Here is a 17339-nt window from a genome sequence, read left to right as displayed (position 1 = left end):
CGCAAGATCATCACCGCAAGGCTGCGCTGGTAATCGGCGCGGCGCTGGCGCATGGTTTTGACCTCCCTCAATTTGGCCTTACCGGCCTTCAATAAGAATTGGAGGGTGGAGGGTGCGTGCTCCTAGCTGTCTTTTCGGATATCCATGGCAACAGGCAGGCCTTCGAGGCCTGCCTGAAGATTGCCCGTGCGAGGGGCGCGGAGCGGTTCGTCCTGCTCGGCGATTTCGTCGGCTATGGCGCCGATCCGGAATGGGTGGTGGATACCGCGATGGAGCTCGTTGCCCAGGGTGCGATCGCCGTGCGCGGCAATCACGACCAGGCGGTCAATTCCTCGACCGAGACCATGAACGCCGAGGCGCAAATCGCAATCGAATGGACCCGCGGCCGGCTTGATACCGCGCAGCGGCGGTTCCTGACCGAACTGCCGATGCTGGTGGCGGATAGCGATTGTCTCTTCGTGCATTCGGAAGCCTCCAGCCCGCAGCGCTGGCACTATGTCCGCTCGACGGTGGACGCCGCCAAGAGCCTGATTGCAACGCCCGCTCATGTTACGTTTTGCGGCCACATCCATCGTCCCGCGCTCTATTCGATGTCGGTGACGGCGAAGATGACGAGCTTCGTGCCGAAGACCGACGTTCCGGTACAGCTTCTGCGCGGCCGGCAATGGCTCGCCGTGCTTGGCTCGGTCGGCCAGCCCCGCGACGGCGATCCGTCTGCGGCCTTCGTATTGTTCGACACCGAGACGTGCCAGATCACCTACTGCCGCGCGCCCTATGACATCGGGACCGCGGCGGACAGGATTCGCGACAACGGCCTGCCGCACTGGCTCGCCGATCGGCTCTTGCAGGGGCGCTGAGGGCGATGCCGAAGCCCCTGGTCAAATCCGGCGCGTTGATCGATGGTTACACCATCGGTGAATGCGTTCATGCCGGCGGCATGGCGACGCTGTGGACGGTCACCCATCCCGGCATCGACGTGCCCTTGCTGATGAAGATCCCGCGGGTGTCGGAGGGCGAGGACCCCGCCGCGATCGTCTCCTTCGAGATGGAGATGATGATCCTGCCGCGGCTGGCGGGTCCGCACGTCCCGGCCTGTTTCGGCACCGGCGATTTCGCGCACCAGGCCTATGTCGTGATCGAGCGCATCGGCGGCACCACGCTCTACAAGCGGCTGCCCGACCTGCCGTTGCCTTACGACGAGGCGCGGCAGCTGGTCGCCAAGATCGCAACCGCGCTTGCCGATCTCCACCGCCAGAACGTGATCCATCACGACATCAAGCCGAGCAGCATCATGTTCCGCGATAGCGGCGAGGCGGTCCTGATCGACTACGGCCTGTCGCATCACAACCACCTGCCGGATCTCCTGCAGGAGGAATTCCGCCTGCCTTACGGCACCGCGCCCTACATGGCGCCCGAGCGGTTGTCAGGGGTGCGCGACGATCCGCGCAGCGATCTGTTTTCGCTCGGCGTGCTGCTCTATTTCTTCACGACTGGCGAGCGGCCTTTCGGCGAGGGCGAGACGATGCGCGCGATGCGGCGCCGGCTGTGGCGCGATCCGTATCCGCCGCGAAGCTTGCGCACCGACTACCCGCTCTGGCTTCAGGAAATAGTGTTGCGGTGTCTCGAGATCGAGCCGGTGTGGCGCTATCCGACGGCGTCGCAGCTTGCCTTCGATCTCGCCCATCCGGACCAGGTCAAGCTCACCGCGCGCTCGGAGCGGGTGAAGCGCGACCCCATCGGCGTCGCATGGCGTCGCCGCTTCAACCAGGGCGTCATGGCGCCGCGCGCGAAATCGGATGTTGCCGCCCAGATCGCATCGAGCCCCATCCTCGCCGTCGCGCTCGACACCGTGGAAGGCGCCCCGGAGCTGAACGAGGCGCTGCGCGTGACCACCGAGCGCATCCTTGCCACCTTGCCGTCAGCACGGCTCGCCTGCGTCAACGTGCTCAAGCTGAACCGGATCGCGATCGACCGTACCCTGGACGAGCAGGGGTCCAACAAGCATATCGACCGCCTGGTCGCGCTCAGGCATTGGGCGACGCCGCTCAAGCTGGATGAGAGCCGGCTGTCGGCTCATGTGCTGGAGGCGGTCGATCCCGCCGCCGCGATCCTGGAGTTCGCCGAGGTCAACCAGGTCGACCACCTCATCATCGGCGCGCGGCAGAGCTCGTTCAGGCGCACGCTGCTCGGCAGCGTCTCGGCCAAGGTGGCTTCGGAAGCGGCCTGCACGGTCACCGTGGTACGGCCGCCGCGGATGGCGGGGGAAGCCGGCGAGCCCAATGCCGGCGAAGTGCCGGGATAGGCCGCCTGCCGATTTGAGGCTGGCTCAGGCCGCGTGGGCGGAGTGAACGGTGCGCTTGCGGCGGATCGGCCAACAGAATTGCGGGCCGGGCTCGCCGTGATCCGGACTGCCGCCGAAATATTGGATGATCTCGCGGCAGGGCTCGCAATGGAACAGGTTACGCGACGCGGATGCCTTGGTCATTTCCTTCAGGCAGTTCGGGCAGTGCGGTTTCATGGGAGGTGGTCCGGAAAAGAGTGTCTCAGTGTCGGCGCGACGGAAACGAATGATCGAGGTCCGAATTGTCGAGCCCGGCATCGTCGCCGAGTGCGCCATCGGCACGCTCGAGGCGGCCGAAGAAATAATCGAGGCCCGGATGCGGGCGGCGGGGGATGCGGCACCTGCGCTTCGGCTGGCGCTTCACGAGTGCGATCTGCATGGCGCTCAGCCCCGGCGACGATGAAGGTGGATGATGCGGGCGGAAGCCGCGGTCTTCACCGGTCGTGCGACAAAGAGGCTGCGAGTTGCGATCGCCGCGTTGAACCCGAACCACAACGCTACGCCAGTCCAAACCAGGGTCGTCGTCATGATGTGCTCCCGTCAAAAGCAGGCAGGAGTCACTTGCGGTGATTTGCGCGAATCAGTGAAGTCCGGATGAGTACGGATCAAGAGCGCAATTTTAGGCATTGCGCGTTGCAACACCCGTAAAAGCCGCGGAATTTTCCGCCGTCCGCCTGTGCCGTTTGATCCAGCTCAAATCGCTTCGCCGCGAGCCCCTAGCGCCGCGTTGCGGATCGCGACGATGTTGGTCTTGTAGGCTTCCTGCGTGCCACCCTTGAATACGGATGTGCCGGCGACGAAGGCGTTGGCGCCCGCCGCGGCGAGCGCGCCCGCAACATCGGGACCGACGCCGCCATCAACCTCGATGTCGATCGGGCGTCCGGCCGTCATCGCGCGGATGTCGCGGATCTTGCCGATCGCGGAAGGGATGAAGGCCTGGCCGCCGAAGCCGGGATTGACCGACATCACCAGCACGAGGTCGACGAGGTCGAGGACATATTCGAGCGTGCTGATCGGGGTGCCGGGATTGAGCGAGACGCCGGCCTTCTTGCCGAGCGCGCGGATCGCCTGGAGCGAGCGGTGCAAATGCGGACCGGCCTCCGCATGCACGGTAATGTGGTCGCAGCCGGCTTTCGCAAAGGCCTCGAGATAGGGGTCACAGGGCGAGATCATCAGGTGCGCGTCGAACACCTTCTTCGTGTGCGGGCGCATCGCCTTGATGACGTCGGGGCCGTAGGAGATGTTGGGAACGAAGTGACCGTCCATCACGTCGAGATGGATCCAGTCCGCGCCGGCGGCGTCGACGCTGCGCACCTCCTCGCCGAGCCTGGAGAAGTCCGAGGCCAGGATCGAGGGCGCGATTGCCAGGGGGCGGGGGACGAAGGCTTGGGTCATGGCGCGGTTTCCCGTGGCGGCCGAAAGAAGATTGGGCCTCGCCTAACATGGGCCTCCGCGGTCGGCAATGCAGGGCAGGCGTGCTTCCTGTGGGCGGAAATTTCTGCCGCGACCGGCATGATTTGCCGGTGTTCCCGGGCCGTCGAAGGTGCGGTAGCGGCGGATTTCATTGAACTTTTTGCGCTGGCACGACGCTTGCTGACGTTACCCGACAGAATATTGGCCGCGGCATGCCGCGTCGGTTGGAGTTGTGCAATGCTGTTAGCCCTTGGCGCCGTGTCCAGCGCGCTCGATGCGATCCAGTCGCTGACGAACTCGAAGTCGTCCTCGTCGACGCAGAAGGCCGGGTCAACGCAGAAGGCCGGATCTTCGCAAGGCGCAACCAACCCGTTCGCGATCGACAGCAGCACGGGCAGCATGACGACCTCATTGGTCGGCTCAGGCAGTCCTCCACAGATCGCTCCGGAGACCATGAACGCGCTGCTCGCCGCGCAGAGCCAGTCGACCGACGGCGCGAGCAGTTCGGCGAGCTCGACCTCGTCGAGTTCATCGTCCGCGACGTCGAAGGGCCGTGAGGCTGCGCTCAAGGATCTGTTCTCGCAGATCGATGCGGACGGCGACGGCAGCATTACCAAGTCCGAGTTCGAGGACGCGCTGGGTTCCGGCGGCACCAACCTCGCGCAGGCCGACCATGTCTTCTCGAAGCTGGATGCGAACGCCGACGGCAACGTCAGCCTTGACGAGATGTCGAAGGCGCTGAAGGGCGGCCACGGGCACCATCACGCGCAAGGCGCCGGCGGCGCGGGCGATGGATCGGATTCCTCGTCGAAGTCCGGCGGCGGATCGACCTCGACCACGACGACCGCTGCCGACGGCTCGACCACGACGACCGTCACCTATGCCGACGGCTTCAAGATGTCGACGACGGTGCCGGGCGCCTCCAGCCCCCGCAACTCGGCTTACGATCTGTTCGCGCAGTTGATGCAGCAGCAAGGTGGGCAGGGGCAGGGTTCTTCGGCGGCTGCCGGTTCGTCGATGTCGATGAGCGTGTGAGCGGCATCCGAGATTAGCCGGCATATTCGTGCGTGATGTCACGGTAGGCATACCGGTCGCGGATTTCGTGGTTGAAGAACGCCCCCTTTGTGCGCGCTTCCCTGAACGCGGTGGCGACCTCGGGCGGAACATCCTCGTACACATAGAGCCGTCCGCTGACGAACGACACCGTCAGCTCGCGCGTATCTGGCGCATATCGAAAGAAGCGGATCACGGAAGACGGCATGGCGGTACACCTTGGCCCGCCATGATAACGCCGTATCCGCCGTTTCGTTTCTAGCCGAACCGGTCCATCCAGGCCGGCAGCGCTCCCGGGAACGGTAGCGCGGCTGCGCTATAGACGCCGCGGGCGATTGCGCGCGCGACCACGTTGGCTGCGACGGTGCCGAGTTCGGTGAGGCCGACCAGCGGATCGATCGGCTTCTCACCGGTGGCGGCCGCAAACAGCACGTCACCGTCGGTCGGTGCATGCACCGGATAGATCGCGCGGGCGAAACCGGTATGTGCGATCATCGCCAGCCGCTTGGCCTGGGGCTTGGTCAGCACCGCGTCAGTGACGACGGCGCCAATGGTGGTGTTCTCGCGCGCGTTCGCGGCAGGGCCGCCCTTGATGCGCATGCGGAGCATGTCGTCTGTGAATTTGTCCGGCAGGCCGCGTCCGCCGAACTCGCCGTTCACCTCGAACGGCGCCGCCCAGAACCAAAGTCCGTTGCCGACGGTGACGCTTCCCACCGCGTTGACGGCGACGATCGCGGCGACCTTGACGCCATCAGGCGTCACCGCCGAGGCCGAGCCGAGCCCGCCCTTGAACGTTGCGGTGGTGGCACCGAGGCCGGCGCCGACGCTGCCGATCGCGAAGTCGGTGCCGGCGGCGGCCGCCGCGGCGTAGCCGAGGTCGCGATAGGGCGAGAACCGTCCCCAGGCCTTGTCGCCTCCATTGAGCAGATCGAACAGGATCGCGCCGGGCACGATCGGGATCAGCGCTTCCCGCACCCGGTGGCCGCGGCCCTGCTCGGCGAGCCAGGCCTGCACCCCGCCGCCGGTATCGAGGCCAAACGCGGAACCGCCTGACAGCGCGATCGCGTCGACGCGCTCGACGGTGTTGGCGAGATCGAGCAGTGCGTCTTCGCGCGTGCCGGGACCGCCTCCGCGGACGTCGATCGCCGCGACCGCCGGCTGGTCGAAGATGATCGCGGTCGTGCCGGAGGCAACTTTGGCATCCTCGGCATGGCCGACGCGGACGCCGGCAATATCGGTGAGCAGATTTTTCAAGGCGGCCTCATCGTTGAGTGCAGTTCGCGATCTGCGATAGCGCAGAGAGGACGCAGGCTCAACTGGCGAGTGCCGTCCTGAGCATCTTGGCAAGCTCGGACTTGCGGTAGGGCTTTGCCAGCAGCAGCACGCCGGAATCGAGCCGGCCATGGTGGACGATGGCGTTCTCGGTGTAGCCCGAGGTGAACAGTGTCTTGAGGTCGGGGCGGCGGCGGGCGGCTTCATCGGCAAGCTGGCGACCGTTCATGTTGCCCGGCATGATGATGTCGGTGAAGAGCAGGTCGATGGTCTTGTCGTTGTCGATGATGGTCAGGGCCTCCGCGCCGTTGGCGGCCTCGAGCGCGGTGTAGCCGAGGCTCTTGACCTGGGTCACCACATATTGCCGAACCAGCGCGTCGTCCTCGACGATCAGGATCTTCTCGTCGCCGCCGGTGATGGGCGCGTTCTGGAGCACTTCGATCTCGGTCTCCTGCACGCCGCTCGAGCGCGGCAGGTAGATCTTGACGCTCGTGCCGTGGCCTTCCTCGCTGTAGATCTTGACGTGGCCGCCGGACTGCTTGACGAAGCCGAACACCATGCTGAGCCCGAGCCCGGTGCCCTTGCCAACCTCCTTGGTGGTGAAGAAGGGGTCGAACACCCGGTCGATCAACTCCGGCGGAATTCCGGAGCCGGTGTCGCTGACCGCGATCATCACGTAACTGCCGGCGACCATGTCGGCATTCATGCTGGCATAGCCGTCGTCGAGGAAGACGTTGCGCGTCTCCAGCACCAGGGTGCCGCCATCGGGCATCGCGTCACGCGCGTTCAGCGCGAGATTGAGGATCGCCGTGGAAAGCTGGCCGGGGTCGACCAGAGCCGGCCATGCATCCTCGGTGAGCTGCGGCATGATGGTGATCTGCTCGCCCAAGGTGGGGTGCAACAGCTTGGCGGCTTCGAGCGCCAGGGCATTGACGTCGATCTCGCGGGGCTGGAGCGGCTGCTTGCGGGCGAAGGCTAGCAGATGCTTGGTCAGCTGCGCGCCGCGCTCGGCGGCGTCGTCGATCAGCTTGGTGATCGCAGCCAGCTCGGGCCGGTCGGCGACCGCGTCCGACAAGATGCCGATCGTGCCGGTGATGACGGTCAGCACGTTGTTGAAGTCGTGGGCGACACCGCCGGTCAACTGACCGATGGAATCCATTTTCTGGACCTGCCGGAACTGGGCTTCAGCGGCCTGCTTCTCCGTGAGATCCCGGCCGATGAAGAAGTGACGCTTCACCGGCTCGGACCAGGTGCCCATCCAGTTCAGCGTGACCTCGTGCCCGTCGTAGTGATAGTAGCGCGCCTCGAAGCTGCGCTTGACCGCGCCGCGCCGCGCCGCACGCATCTCCTCCCGGGTTCTATCGAGGTCGTCGGGGTGAATGAACTCGGTGGCGCTGTGCCCGATCAGATCTTCCGGGCTGAAGCCGAGGATGTCCTTCACGCTCGGGCTGACCTGGATGAAATTGCCGAAACCGTCGGTGACCAGGATCAGGTCCTGCGAAGTCTCGAAGATGCGCTGGCGCTCCTCGATCTCGCGGCGAAGCTTTTCCCTGGATTGCTTCTCCTCGGTGATGTCGTGAGCAATCTTGGAGGCGCCGATGATCTCGCCGCTCTCCGCCCGAAGGGGCGAGACGTTGAGGACGACGTCGAGCGCGCGACCATCCTTCCTGAGACGGACCGTCTCGTGCTGGGCAATCGACTCGTTGCTGCTGATGCGATTGAGGATGCTCCTGACTTCCGGCTTGCGATCCTCAGGCACGATGATGTCGATCGGCTTGCCGACGGCCTCTGCGGCGGAATAGCCGAACAGGTGCTCGGCCGCACGGTTCCAGCCGGTGATGGCGCCGTTGAGCGACTGGGTGATGATGGCGTCGTTGGAGGATTCGACGACAGCGCCATACAAAGCGAGGCGCTTGCCATAGAAGTCGCGATCCGATGCCGATTGCTCGCGCAGCCTGCCGACAAGACCCACCGTCCGGGCCTGAAGGCGAACGTTCTCGATCAGCAACACCGCCAGCACGAAGCTCGACGCGCAGAGGCCATAGAGACGGCCGGCGTAGAAACCGAGATCGAAGCGCACGACGTTGACGATCGCAGACAGCGCGATGTCGAACAGCCATGCGCACATCACGACCATGAGCCATATGTCGATCACCGAATGCGGGCGCCGGAACCACAGTGAAACGAGCGCGGCGAAGCTCAGCGACCAAACAAAGGACACGACCCCGATCATGGTCGGTGTGTATCGGCTGTCGCGGAGCAGGACCGGCAACAGATCGTGCTGGGCGGTGACGATCCAGGTGAAGGCAGCCATGGCCACGACGACGCCGAGCACGAGGGCGTAGATCACGTTGCTTGTCTTGCCCCGGACCGTGGGGCCGCCGTCCTTTTCTTTCAGCCAGGCATAGCCCAGCACGAACAGCGGGAAGCCGCCGTGCCAGACCATGTAGAGCCAGACCGTGGTCTGACTGCCGGCGCCAAACAGCCCGGTCGGCGCGAACAGGCCGGGGAAGGTGAGGGCGTGGACCAGCGCTGCCGCGGCGGTGAACAGGTAGCCGGTCGACAGCCACAACAGGGCGCGGGTCCGCAGCACCGAAAACTGCGACAGCAGCAGCACTGCCGTGATGATGTCGCTCACCGCCAGGGCAGATTGGTAGCTCGCGACAAAGGCCGGGACCGGCGGCAGCTGGATCCCTGCGAACGGCACGGCCAGTGCGAACAGGATCGAAGAGACGCCGACGATCCACATTGCCGCGGTCCGGTCGGCCGATGCGGCCGGCAGAGTTGAAAGAAATGTGCTTCGGTCGATCGCAGGCACGTTCATCTCATGCAGACCCGTTTTGAGCATCTCCGCAGTTCCAGGATACGGCAGTCTTGATTCCACGGCCCCCACGGTAGCCCGTTCCGGGCGCGTGTCGTGAACTGTTGCAGCGACGACTCAACCGAAGGTTACAGCTTACTTAATTTTGGTGGGAGCGCGGAATAGGGATGGGTAAGATGCGCTTTACTGGGCGGTGTCATAATGCCCTGCCGCCGCGGCGGGTTCCAGGCTTGAATCATACGATTTGGATCAATCGTGGGGGTTGTTCCCATGCCTCGTATTCTCATCATCGACGACCAGAAGGAAGTGCGCGCGATGGTCGCGATCGTGCTTCGGGTCAACCGTTACGAGGTTGCCGAGGCCGACAGCGGCGCGGCCGGGCTGAAAACCTTCGCGGAAGGCTCCTTTGACGCGGCGATTGTCGATATTTTCCTTGGCGACGTCAGCGGTGTCGACGTCATCGCGACCCTGCGCGAGCAGGCGCCGGGACTTCCCGTCGTTGCGGTGTCCGGAATGACGGCGCTGGATTTCATGGAGCAGTCGTCCCACCTGGCCAACGTGGTCTGCCTGCAGAAACCGTTTCGGCCGAACGATCTCCTGCAAGCGCTTCGGAAAGCCCAGGCCGCGGCCAGCGGCGAGCTGCCTGCGGCCGTCTGAGCCCGCCGCGAAGAGAAACGCCCCGGGCAAGCCGGGGCGTGGTGACGATCGTATGGCGGCCCGAGGGCCCGTCAAGCGGGCTTAGGTGCCGTTGCCCTTGATCTCGGCATAGTTGCCCTTGGCGTCCCATTTGTAGACGACGTAGTCGATCTGCTTGATGTCGCCCTTGGCGTCATACTCGACCGGACCGATCACGGTGTCCCACTTGCCGGCCTTCATCGCCTCCATGACCTTCTTGGCGTCGGTGGTGCCGGCTTTCTTGGCCGCCTGCGACCACACCTGCATCGCCGCGTAGGTGTAGAGGGTGTAGCCCTCGGGGTCGATATTCTTGGCCTTGAAAGCCTCGACGATCTTCTTCGCGGTCGGCTTGTTGCGCGGATCGGGGCCGAAGGTGAACAGCGTGCCTTCGCCGGCCGGGCCGGTGATGGAGGCGTACTCCTTGTCGGCGAGCGCGTCGCCGGCCATCAGCACGGTCTTGAGGCCCTGGTCGCGCATCTGACGCAGGATCAGGCCGCTCTCCTGATGGTACCCGCCCACATAGACGAGGTCGATGTTGTCGCGCTTCAAGCGCGAGACGATCGCGTTGAAGTCCTTGTCGCCCTTGTTGTAGGACTCGTACATCTTCTCGGTGACGCCGGCCTTGTTGAGCGCCTTCTTGGTCTCGTCGGCAAGACCCTTGCCGTAGGTGGTCTTGTCGTTGAGGATCGCGATGTTCTTGCCCTTGTAGTTCTTTGCGATGTACTGCGCCGCGATCAGGCCCTGCTGATCGTCACGACCGCAGACGCGCGCCACGTTCCAGAGCTTGCGCTCGGTGAACAGCGGATTGGTCGAGGCCGGCGTGATCTGCAGCACGTTGCCGTCGGCATAGGCTTCCGAAGCCGGGATCGACGACGACGAGCAATAGTGCCCGGCCACGAACGGGATTTTCGCGCCGGCGATCTTTTCGGCAATCGAGCGCGCCTGCTTCGGGTCGCAGGCATCGTCCTCGACCGACAGCGCAAGCTTCTTGCCGTTGACGCCGCCTGCGGCATTGATATCGGCCACGGCCATTTCGGCGCCGTTCTTCATCTGGCGGCCGAAGGCGGACTCGCCGCCGGTCATCGGGCCTGCGACTGCGACGGTGACATCCTGCGCGAACGCCGCGCTCGACAGCGCGATCGACGCGCCGAATGCCAGACCGATGAGCTTCAGTGACTTCATGAGATACCTCGCGGGTGGTCGCCTGTGGAAGTTGCCGGGCGTGCCCGGTTCAAACCGGCGCCATTCTCGAATGAATTTACCGAGAAGTCACCGGCAAAATACGGGCATCGGCAGAGATATCTCGCCACATGGGGCCGCACGCGGATCGGGCCTGCCGGCCGGTCAGCCGTGCCGGCCACCTTCCAGGTAGGCAGCGCGAATCTCGGGGCGCTGCAACAATTCGGCGCCGGTACCGGCCAGCGTGATCAGGCCATTGACCATGACATAGCCGCGATGGGCGAGCTTGAGGGCGTGGTTGGCGTTCTGCTCGACGATCAGGACGGTCAGGCCGTCCTGCCGGTTCAGGGTGCGGATCGCATCGAAGATCTGGCGCGCGATCAGCGGCGCAAGGCCAAGCGAGGGCTCGTCGAGCAGGAGCAGGCGGGGACGGCTCATCAAGGCGCGGCCGATCGCCAGCATCTGCTGCTCGCCGCCGGACAGCGTTCCGCCGCGCTGGGCGTAGCGTTCCTTCAGCCGCGGAAACAGCGTGAAGACGCGTTGCAGCGTCGCCTCGCGTTCGCCCTCGGTGCATTCGGTGGCATCCGCCCCCATCTGAAGGTTTTCCGCCACGCTCATGCGCGGGAAGACGCGGCGGCCCTCCGGCGATTGCGCAATGCGCAAATGCGCGATCTCGTGGGTGGGGACGTCGGTGATGTCGCGGCCTTCATACAGGATCTGGCCGGCGCGGGCGCGCGGCTTGCCGAAGATCGTCATCATCAGCGTCGACTTGCCGGCGCCGTTGGCGCCGATCAGCGCCACGATCTCGCCGGCATTGATCTCGACGTCGACGCCCTTCAGCGCCTCGATCTTGCCGTAGGCGGCGCGCAAGCCCCGGATCGCGAGCAGAGGAGGGGGCGCCGCGGTCACGACCCGCCCTCCATCACGGCTGCCGCCTCTTCCTCGTCGGCGCCGAGATAGGCGGCGATCACCTTGGGATCGTCGCGGACCTCGCGCGGCGTGCCTTCGGCGATCTTGACGCCATGGTCCATCACCACGATGTGGTCGGAGATCTCCATCACCACCGACATGTCATGTTCGATCAGGAGGATCGAGGTGCCGAGCTCGTCGCGGATCGAGATCAGGAGCTCGCTCAAGGCCGCGCTCTCGCGCGCATTGAGGCCGGCGGCGGGCTCGTCCAGGCACAGAAGCGCGGGCTCGGTGCACATGGCGCGCGCGATCTCGAGCCGGCGCTGGTCGCCATAGGCGAAATTGCCGGCGGCATCGTCGGCGCGGTCGAGCAGATTGACTCGCTTGAGCCAGTCCGTGGCGAGATCAATCGCGCGCTTTTCGGCGTCGCGATAGCCGGGAGCGCCGATCAAGCCGAGGAAGGTGAAGCCGGAGGCGCGCATCAGTGCGTTGTGCTGCGCCACCATCAGGTTTTCCAGCGCGGTCATGCCGGGAAACAGCCGGATGTTCTGGAAGGTGCGGGCCACCTTGGCTTGCTTGGCGATGCGGAAATCGTTCAGCCGCTCCAGCGCGATCGTCCTGCCGCCGTCATGGCTGAGGCGAATGGCGCCGCCGCTCGGTTTGTAGAACCCGGTGATGCAGTTGAAGACGGTGGTCTTGCCGGCGCCGTTCGGCCCGATCAGCGCGGTGATCTTCTTCCGCTCGGCGGCGAAAGAAAGATCCTGCACGGCGACGATGCCGCCGAAACGCATGGCGAGCCGGTCGACGCTGAGAATCTTGTCGCCTCTCATCCGTGCCCTTCCTTGACGAGGTCGGAGGAGATCGCTTTCGCCTTGGTCAGATACACGGTCGGTGCGCGATGGCCGATCAGGCCGCGCGGCCGCCAGATCATGATCAGCACCATGGCCATGCCGAACACCAGCATGCGATAGCCCTCGAGGCTCCGGAACAGCTCGAAGCCGCCGATCATGGCGAGCGCGGAGAGCGCGACGCCGAGCTGCGAACCCATGCCGCCGAGGACGACGATGGCGAGCACCAGCGCCGATTCCTGGAAGGTGAAGGATTCCGGGCTGATGAAGCCCTGCCGGGTGGCGAAGAACGCGCCGGCAAAGCCGCCGAACATCGCACCCGTCGCGAACGCCGTGAGCTTGGTGGTCGTGGTGTTGATGCCGAGCGCGCGGCAGGCGACCTCGTCCTCGCGCAAGGCTTCCCAGGCCCGTCCGATCGGCAGGCGGCGCAGGCGGATCGTCGCCCAGTTGGTGAGCAACGCCAGCGCCAGGATCAGATAGAACAGGAAGACGATGCGGTGCGTCGGCGAATATTCGATGCCGAGCCTGGCGGCGAGCCCGTCATCGCTGTTGTCGAGCGGGATGCCGAAGAAGGTGGGGCGGGGAATGCCGGAGACCCCGTTGGGGCCGCCGGTGAGTTCCTGCCAGTTGATGATGACGAGGCGGATGATCTCCCCGAAGGCGAGCGTCACGATGGCGAGATAGTCGCCGCGCAGGCGCAGCACGGGGAAGCCGAGCAGCACGCCCCAGAAGGCGGCGAGGATGCCGGCGAGCGGCAGGCAGATCCAGAACGACCAGCCGAAATTGGTGGCGAGCAGTCCGTAGGAATAGGCACCGACCGCATAGAAGGCGACGTAGCCGAGATCGAGCAGGCCGGCGAGCCCGACCACGACGTTCAATCCCCAGCCCAGCATGACATAGGTGAGCACCAGGATCGCGAGGTCGAGGATGTAGCGCTGGTTATAGAAGATCACCGGCACCAGCAGCGTGAAGATCAGGAGCGCCGGCGCGAGGTAGCGGCCGATGAACGATATGCCGCTCTGCACCGCCGGCGGCACCAGCTTCTCGGTGCCGGTCGGGCCGATCCATTGCCGAAGCAGCTCGATCACGATCGAACCGCCGAACACGGCGGCGACGATGGAGGCGAGATCGCCGAAGCGGGTCCAATAGGTGAGCTGGCCGGAGGAGCCCGCCTCGGTGCGGATGCCGATCATCAGCGAGAACAGCACCAGCGCGATCAGCGCATTGACGAAAGCCGTCTTCAGGAGAGCGGGGATGCCAGTTGCAGGTTTGGCCGTGTTGGTCGAGGGAGCTGTCACGCGCGCGACCGTCAGACTTTTTCGACTTCGGGACGGCCGAGCAGGCCGGTCGGCATGAAGATCAGCACCACGATCAGGATCGAGAACGCTGCGACGTCCTTGTACTCGACCGAGAAATAGGCCGACCAGAACGTCTCGATCAGGCCGATCGCGAGACCGCCGAGCATGGCTCCCGGCAGCGAGCCGATGCCGCCGAGCACGGCAGCGGTGAACGCCTTGATGCCGGCGACGAAGCCCATGAAGAAATCGACGAGGCCGTAATAGAGCAGGTACATCAGGCCCGCGACCGCGGCGAGCGCGGCACCGATCACGAAGGTCATGGAGATGGTGCGGTCGACGTCGACGCCGAGCAGCGCTGCCATGGTCTGGTCCTGCTCGCAGGCGCGCATGTCGCGTCCGAGCCGGGTGCGCGATACCAGCCAGGTGAAGATCGCCAGCAGCACGATGGTGGTGATCACCACCATGATCTGGATGTTGGAGAGCTGGATCACGAAGCCGTCCGTGCTCTCATGCAGGGTGTAGCCACCGGTGATGAAGGGCGGGATCGGCTTGACGCGCGCGCCCTGCGCAACCTGCGAATAGTTGGTCAGCACGAAGGACATGCCGATCGCCGACAGCATCGGGGCGAGGCGGAAGGAGTGGCGAAGCGGCCGGTAGGCGATGCGCTCGATGGTCCAGCCATAAAGCGCAGTGATCGCCATCGAGACCAGCAGCACGACCAGCAGGATCAGCGGGATAGCGGTCAGTCCGAACGAGATCAGGATCAGGAAGGTGATCAGGGCGATAAAGCCGCCGATCATGAAGACGTCGCCATGGGCGAAGTTGATCATGCCGACGATGCCGTAGACCATCGTGTATCCGATGGCGATCAGGCCGTAGATCGAGCCCAGAACGAGGCCGTTGATGAGCTGCTGGGCGAAGTAATCCATGGGCTGCCGTACCAAACCTGACGCGGGCTCAAAGGGAGCTCTTAGGGAGAGTGGGGTTCTTGGGCCGTTTCTTGGGCCCCGGCAGCCCCTAAGCATTCTTCCGGATTTGTAACAGGAGGGAACTGGCGGCTGCAACAGCTCACGCTTCGACAGAAGGTCTTGTACAGAGCTCATTTAGCCGTCGGTTCCGCAACTGCGAGGAACCGGGTTCCTCGGGCAACCAAAGCGGATGCCGGCCGTTATCTCGCCTCTGACGTCCAACAAGGGAGTTCCCCGAATGACGAAGCAGCAGAATCAGAATCCGGGTCAGCAGAGTCAGAACCCCGGCCAGCGCCCAGGTCAGCAGCCGGGCCAGCAGCAGGGCGGCGGTCAGAAACCCGGACAGCAGCAGCAGAACGATCCGATGCGCCAGGGCGATCGCCCCGGCCAGCAGCAGGGCGGCCAGCAGGACAAGTAATTTGGGAGCCCAAGAACGAAGGGTAGTGAGGAGGGCCCCGCCGCAAGGCGGGGTCTTTTTTGGGGCAGTTGTTTACCGCGTCATTCCGGGATGGCGCGTTGGCACCAGGCCCGGAATCGCGAGATTCTCGGGTGCGCAATTGCCACCATAGCTCAATGCTGCGCATTGCCCCGGAATGACGGGGGCAGGGCAGTTAAGGTAAACAAAAGGTTTAAATTGCCGCCACAGTCTGATGCGAGTTAGCTCCCGGCAAAGCCTTCCCAGCGAAGGCGCGTGGTCGACGAACGGGAAGCGGCATGTTCAGGAATTGGCGGATCGGCTCGGTCAACGGCGCGCTGCTGGCGGCCTATTTCATTCCGGCCTGGACCCTCGTCGCCTTCAACATCATGGTTGCACCGGTGCACGGCCTCTACGAGCGGCCGAGCGTTGCCGTCGCGCTGTTCCTCAGCGACCATCTCCAGATGGCAGGGATGAGCACGGTGCGCGCGGCCTGGCTGCTTGCGCTGGGCCGGCTCACCGTGGTGGCGTTCTTTGCGATCTATCTCGCTCTGCTCTGCGTCCCCCGAATCCGCAAGTCCGGCGGCAGCGACGAGGCGCTCGGGATCGCGCTGGCGATCGGCAGCCTGATCTCGTTTGCCAGCATGGTGATGGCTTCGAAGGTCGGCGAGATGGCCGCGCTCCGGCTGCACGCCACCGAGCTGCTGCTGCTGCTCGGTGCTGCCATCGTGATCCTGATCGAGCGGCCCGAGGCTGCTCCGCAGATCGTCGAGACCCCTGCCGACATCCCTGCGTCGCTAGGTCTTGAGCAGGCCGAGCTCCTGCACAATCGCTGAGGCTTCCTTGACGGCGTGGTTCGCCGCCGGCACGCCGCAATAGATCGCCTGCTGCAGCAGGATTTCCTTGATGTCGTCGGGGGTGAAGCCCCCCTCCGCAAGCGCCGCACGCACATGCAGGCGAAACTCGTCCCATTGCCCGAGCGCGACCATGGTGCCGATCACCAGCACGCGCCGCGTGCGCTCGTCGAAATGCGGCCGGGTCCAGATTTCGCCCCAGGCGTAGCGGGTGATCATGTCCTGGAAGTCGGTGTTGAACGCATTGCGGTTCGCGATCGACTTGTCGACCCAGGCATTGCCCAGCACCTTCCGTCGCACGTTCATGCCGGCATCGCGGCGCTTCTGGTCGTCCATGGTGTTTCTCCGGTGAGTCATTCCGGGGCGCCTCGAAGAGGCGAACCCGGAATCTCGAGGTTGTGAATGCCGATCGAGATTCTCAGGTGCGCAATTGCGCACCATAGTTCGATGCTCCGCATCGCCCAGGAATGACGATGGGGGCGATCAACGCTGCGTCAAAAATCCCACCACCGCGTCGGTGAACGCGTGCGGCTGCTCGACGTTGGAAATATGCGCGGCGTCGATGATGGTCATGCTTGCGCCCGGAATATTCGAGCGGATCAACTCGCCCGCCGAGATCGGCGTCGCCATGTCGTGACGGCCGGCGATCACCAATGTCGGGCTCTTGATGTCAGGCAGCAGCGCGCGCTGGTCGAGCGTCGATAGCGCCTCACAGCAGGCGAGATAGCCTTCGACGGGGGAGGCGAGCAGCATCGATTTCATCTTCGCGGTGATCTCAGGCTCGCGCTCGCGGAAGTCCTGCGTCAGCCATCCCGCGATCACGGCATCGGCGACCGCGGCGATGCCGCCCTTTTTCACGGCGTCGATGCGCTCCAGCCATTTGGTCGGCTCGGCATAGTAGCAGGAGGTATTGGCGAGGATGAGCTTGCCGAAGCGCTCCGGCGCGTTGGCGCCGAGCCATTGCCCGACCATGCCGCCCATCGACAAGCCGCACCAATGCACCTTCTCGATGTTGAGATCGTCGAGGATCGCGAGCACGTCGCGGCCGAAGCGCTCCATCGTGTAGGGGCCGGGCGGAACGTTGGACTTGCCGTGGCCGCGGCGGTCGTAGCGGATGACGCGGAACACCTGCGTCAGCGCCTTCATCTGGGGCTCCCACATCTGCAATGTGCAGCCGAGCGAGTTGGAGAGCATCAGCGTCGGCCCGCCGTCGCGGCCCTCGACGGAGACGTTGAGCAGGCAACCGTCGGCATCGATCATGGGCATGCGGCGTCTCCGTCGTATTCTGCGGTT

20 protein-coding genes are annotated in these 17339 nt (G+C 64.8%); 6 read left to right on the top strand and 14 right to left on the bottom strand.

Going from position 1 to position 17339, the window contains the following annotated elements; translation table 11 throughout:
* The first annotated feature begins 116 nt into the window (after positions 1-116).
* Positions 117-857: a metallophosphoesterase family protein gene (locus RAD04_RS29145; protein ID WP_461626561.1), complete on the top strand. Its 741-nt coding sequence runs from the start codon at positions 117-119 to the stop codon at positions 855-857.
* A gap of 5 nt (positions 858-862) precedes the next feature.
* On the top strand, positions 863-2302 hold the full coding sequence (locus RAD04_RS29140) for a serine/threonine protein kinase (RefSeq protein WP_461626560.1): 1440 nt from the start codon (positions 863-865) through the stop codon (positions 2300-2302).
* A 24-nt stretch (positions 2303-2326) separates the two neighbouring features.
* Here RAD04_RS29140 and RAD04_RS29135 read toward each other — a convergent pair whose 3' ends face one another.
* The 4 genes from RAD04_RS29135 to rpe all read right to left on the bottom strand — a co-directional run bounded on the left by RAD04_RS29135 (position 2327) and on the right by rpe (position 3736).
* Positions 2327-2518, bottom strand: coding sequence for a hypothetical protein (locus RAD04_RS29135; RefSeq protein WP_461626559.1), 192 nt, complete (start codon positions 2516-2518; stop codon positions 2327-2329).
* A gap of 25 nt (positions 2519-2543) precedes the next feature.
* Positions 2544-2720 (bottom strand): hypothetical protein, encoded by a 177-nt coding sequence (locus tag RAD04_RS29130; RefSeq protein WP_461626558.1) that lies wholly within the window; start codon positions 2718-2720, stop codon positions 2544-2546.
* Positions 2721-2725: 5 nt separating this feature from the next.
* Positions 2726-2869: a hypothetical protein gene (locus RAD04_RS29125; RefSeq protein WP_461626557.1), complete on the bottom strand. Its 144-nt coding sequence runs from the start codon at positions 2867-2869 to the stop codon at positions 2726-2728.
* 165 nt (positions 2870-3034) lie between these two features.
* Positions 3035-3736 (bottom strand): ribulose-phosphate 3-epimerase, encoded by a 702-nt coding sequence (gene rpe / locus RAD04_RS29120; protein WP_461626556.1) that lies wholly within the window; start codon positions 3734-3736, stop codon positions 3035-3037.
* Between the two features lie 255 nt (positions 3737-3991).
* On the opposite strand from rpe, the gene RAD04_RS29115 reads away from it, so the two are divergent.
* Positions 3992-4789: an EF-hand domain-containing protein gene (locus RAD04_RS29115; protein ID WP_461626555.1), complete on the top strand. Its 798-nt coding sequence runs from the start codon at positions 3992-3994 to the stop codon at positions 4787-4789.
* A gap of 13 nt (positions 4790-4802) precedes the next feature.
* Here RAD04_RS29115 and RAD04_RS29110 read toward each other — a convergent pair whose 3' ends face one another.
* From RAD04_RS29110 to RAD04_RS29100, 3 genes are read right to left on the bottom strand one after another with little or no spacing between them, the layout of a single operon-like run.
* Positions 4803-5015, bottom strand: a complete 213-nt coding sequence (locus tag RAD04_RS29110) for a KTSC domain-containing protein (RefSeq protein WP_461626554.1) — start codon at positions 5013-5015, stop codon at positions 4803-4805.
* A gap of 50 nt (positions 5016-5065) precedes the next feature.
* The gene (locus RAD04_RS29105) at positions 5066-6061 is read right to left on the bottom strand and encodes a P1 family peptidase (protein WP_461626553.1); all 996 of its coding nucleotides are present in this window, start codon (positions 6059-6061) and stop codon (positions 5066-5068) included.
* 58 nt (positions 6062-6119) lie between these two features.
* On the bottom strand, positions 6120-8927 hold the full coding sequence (locus RAD04_RS29100; RefSeq protein WP_461626552.1) for a PAS domain S-box protein: 2808 nt from the start codon (positions 8925-8927) through the stop codon (positions 6120-6122).
* Between the two features lie 243 nt (positions 8928-9170).
* Here RAD04_RS29100 and RAD04_RS29095 point away from each other — a divergent pair, with 243 nt between their 5' ends.
* Positions 9171-9557, top strand: a complete 387-nt coding sequence (locus RAD04_RS29095) for a response regulator (RefSeq protein ID WP_461620392.1) — start codon at positions 9171-9173, stop codon at positions 9555-9557.
* Positions 9558-9638: 81 nt separating this feature from the next.
* Here the strand turns inward: RAD04_RS29095 and RAD04_RS29090 are convergent, their stop codons facing one another.
* From RAD04_RS29090 to RAD04_RS29070, 5 genes are all read right to left on the bottom strand, one after another.
* A complete protein-coding gene (locus tag RAD04_RS29090; protein WP_461620391.1) occupies positions 9639-10757 on the bottom strand; it encodes a branched-chain amino acid ABC transporter substrate-binding protein in 1119 nt (372 codons plus the stop codon).
* A gap of 162 nt (positions 10758-10919) precedes the next feature.
* A complete protein-coding gene (locus tag RAD04_RS29085) occupies positions 10920-11663 on the bottom strand; it encodes an ABC transporter ATP-binding protein (RefSeq protein WP_461626551.1) in 744 nt (247 codons plus the stop codon).
* Positions 11660-12493, bottom strand: coding sequence for an ABC transporter ATP-binding protein (locus RAD04_RS29080; RefSeq protein WP_461626550.1), 834 nt, complete (start codon positions 12491-12493; stop codon positions 11660-11662). The genes RAD04_RS29085 and RAD04_RS29080 overlap by 4 nt, the downstream gene beginning before the upstream one ends.
* Positions 12490-13809 carry a high-affinity branched-chain amino acid ABC transporter permease LivM gene (livM, locus tag RAD04_RS29075; protein WP_461626549.1) on the bottom strand — a complete coding sequence of 440 codons (1320 nt, stop codon included), beginning with the start codon at positions 13807-13809 and terminating at the stop codon, positions 12490-12492. The genes RAD04_RS29080 and livM overlap by 4 nt, the downstream gene beginning before the upstream one ends.
* A gap of 11 nt (positions 13810-13820) precedes the next feature.
* Complete coding sequence (locus RAD04_RS29070; protein ID WP_028142895.1) at positions 13821-14738, bottom strand: ABC transporter permease subunit; 918 nt, start codon at positions 14736-14738, stop codon at positions 13821-13823.
* A 277-nt stretch (positions 14739-15015) separates the two neighbouring features.
* Here RAD04_RS29070 and RAD04_RS29065 point away from each other — a divergent pair, with 277 nt between their 5' ends.
* Both RAD04_RS29065 and RAD04_RS29060 read left to right on the top strand, forming a co-directional pair.
* On the top strand, positions 15016-15195 hold the full coding sequence (locus tag RAD04_RS29065) for a hypothetical protein (RefSeq protein ID WP_461620388.1): 180 nt from the start codon (positions 15016-15018) through the stop codon (positions 15193-15195).
* A 296-nt stretch (positions 15196-15491) separates the two neighbouring features.
* Positions 15492-16028: a hypothetical protein gene (locus RAD04_RS29060; protein WP_461626548.1), complete on the top strand. Its 537-nt coding sequence runs from the start codon at positions 15492-15494 to the stop codon at positions 16026-16028.
* On the opposite strand, the gene RAD04_RS29055 is transcribed toward RAD04_RS29060, so the two are convergent.
* Together RAD04_RS29055 and pcaD are read right to left on the bottom strand one after the other, a co-directional pair.
* Positions 15990-16382: a carboxymuconolactone decarboxylase family protein gene (locus RAD04_RS29055; protein ID WP_028142897.1), complete on the bottom strand. Its 393-nt coding sequence runs from the start codon at positions 16380-16382 to the stop codon at positions 15990-15992. The two genes, RAD04_RS29060 and RAD04_RS29055, sit on opposite strands and share 39 nt — an antisense overlap.
* A gap of 147 nt (positions 16383-16529) precedes the next feature.
* Positions 16530-17312 carry a 3-oxoadipate enol-lactonase gene (pcaD, locus tag RAD04_RS29050; protein ID WP_461626547.1) on the bottom strand — a complete coding sequence of 261 codons (783 nt, stop codon included), beginning with the start codon at positions 17310-17312 and terminating at the stop codon, positions 16530-16532.
* Positions 17313-17339 lie beyond the last annotated feature (27 nt).

This window comes from Bradyrhizobium sp. 25ACV, assembly GCF_054863005.1.
The sequence above is the reverse complement of the archived record's forward strand: the minus strand, read 5'-3'. Positions and strand labels throughout refer to the sequence as shown.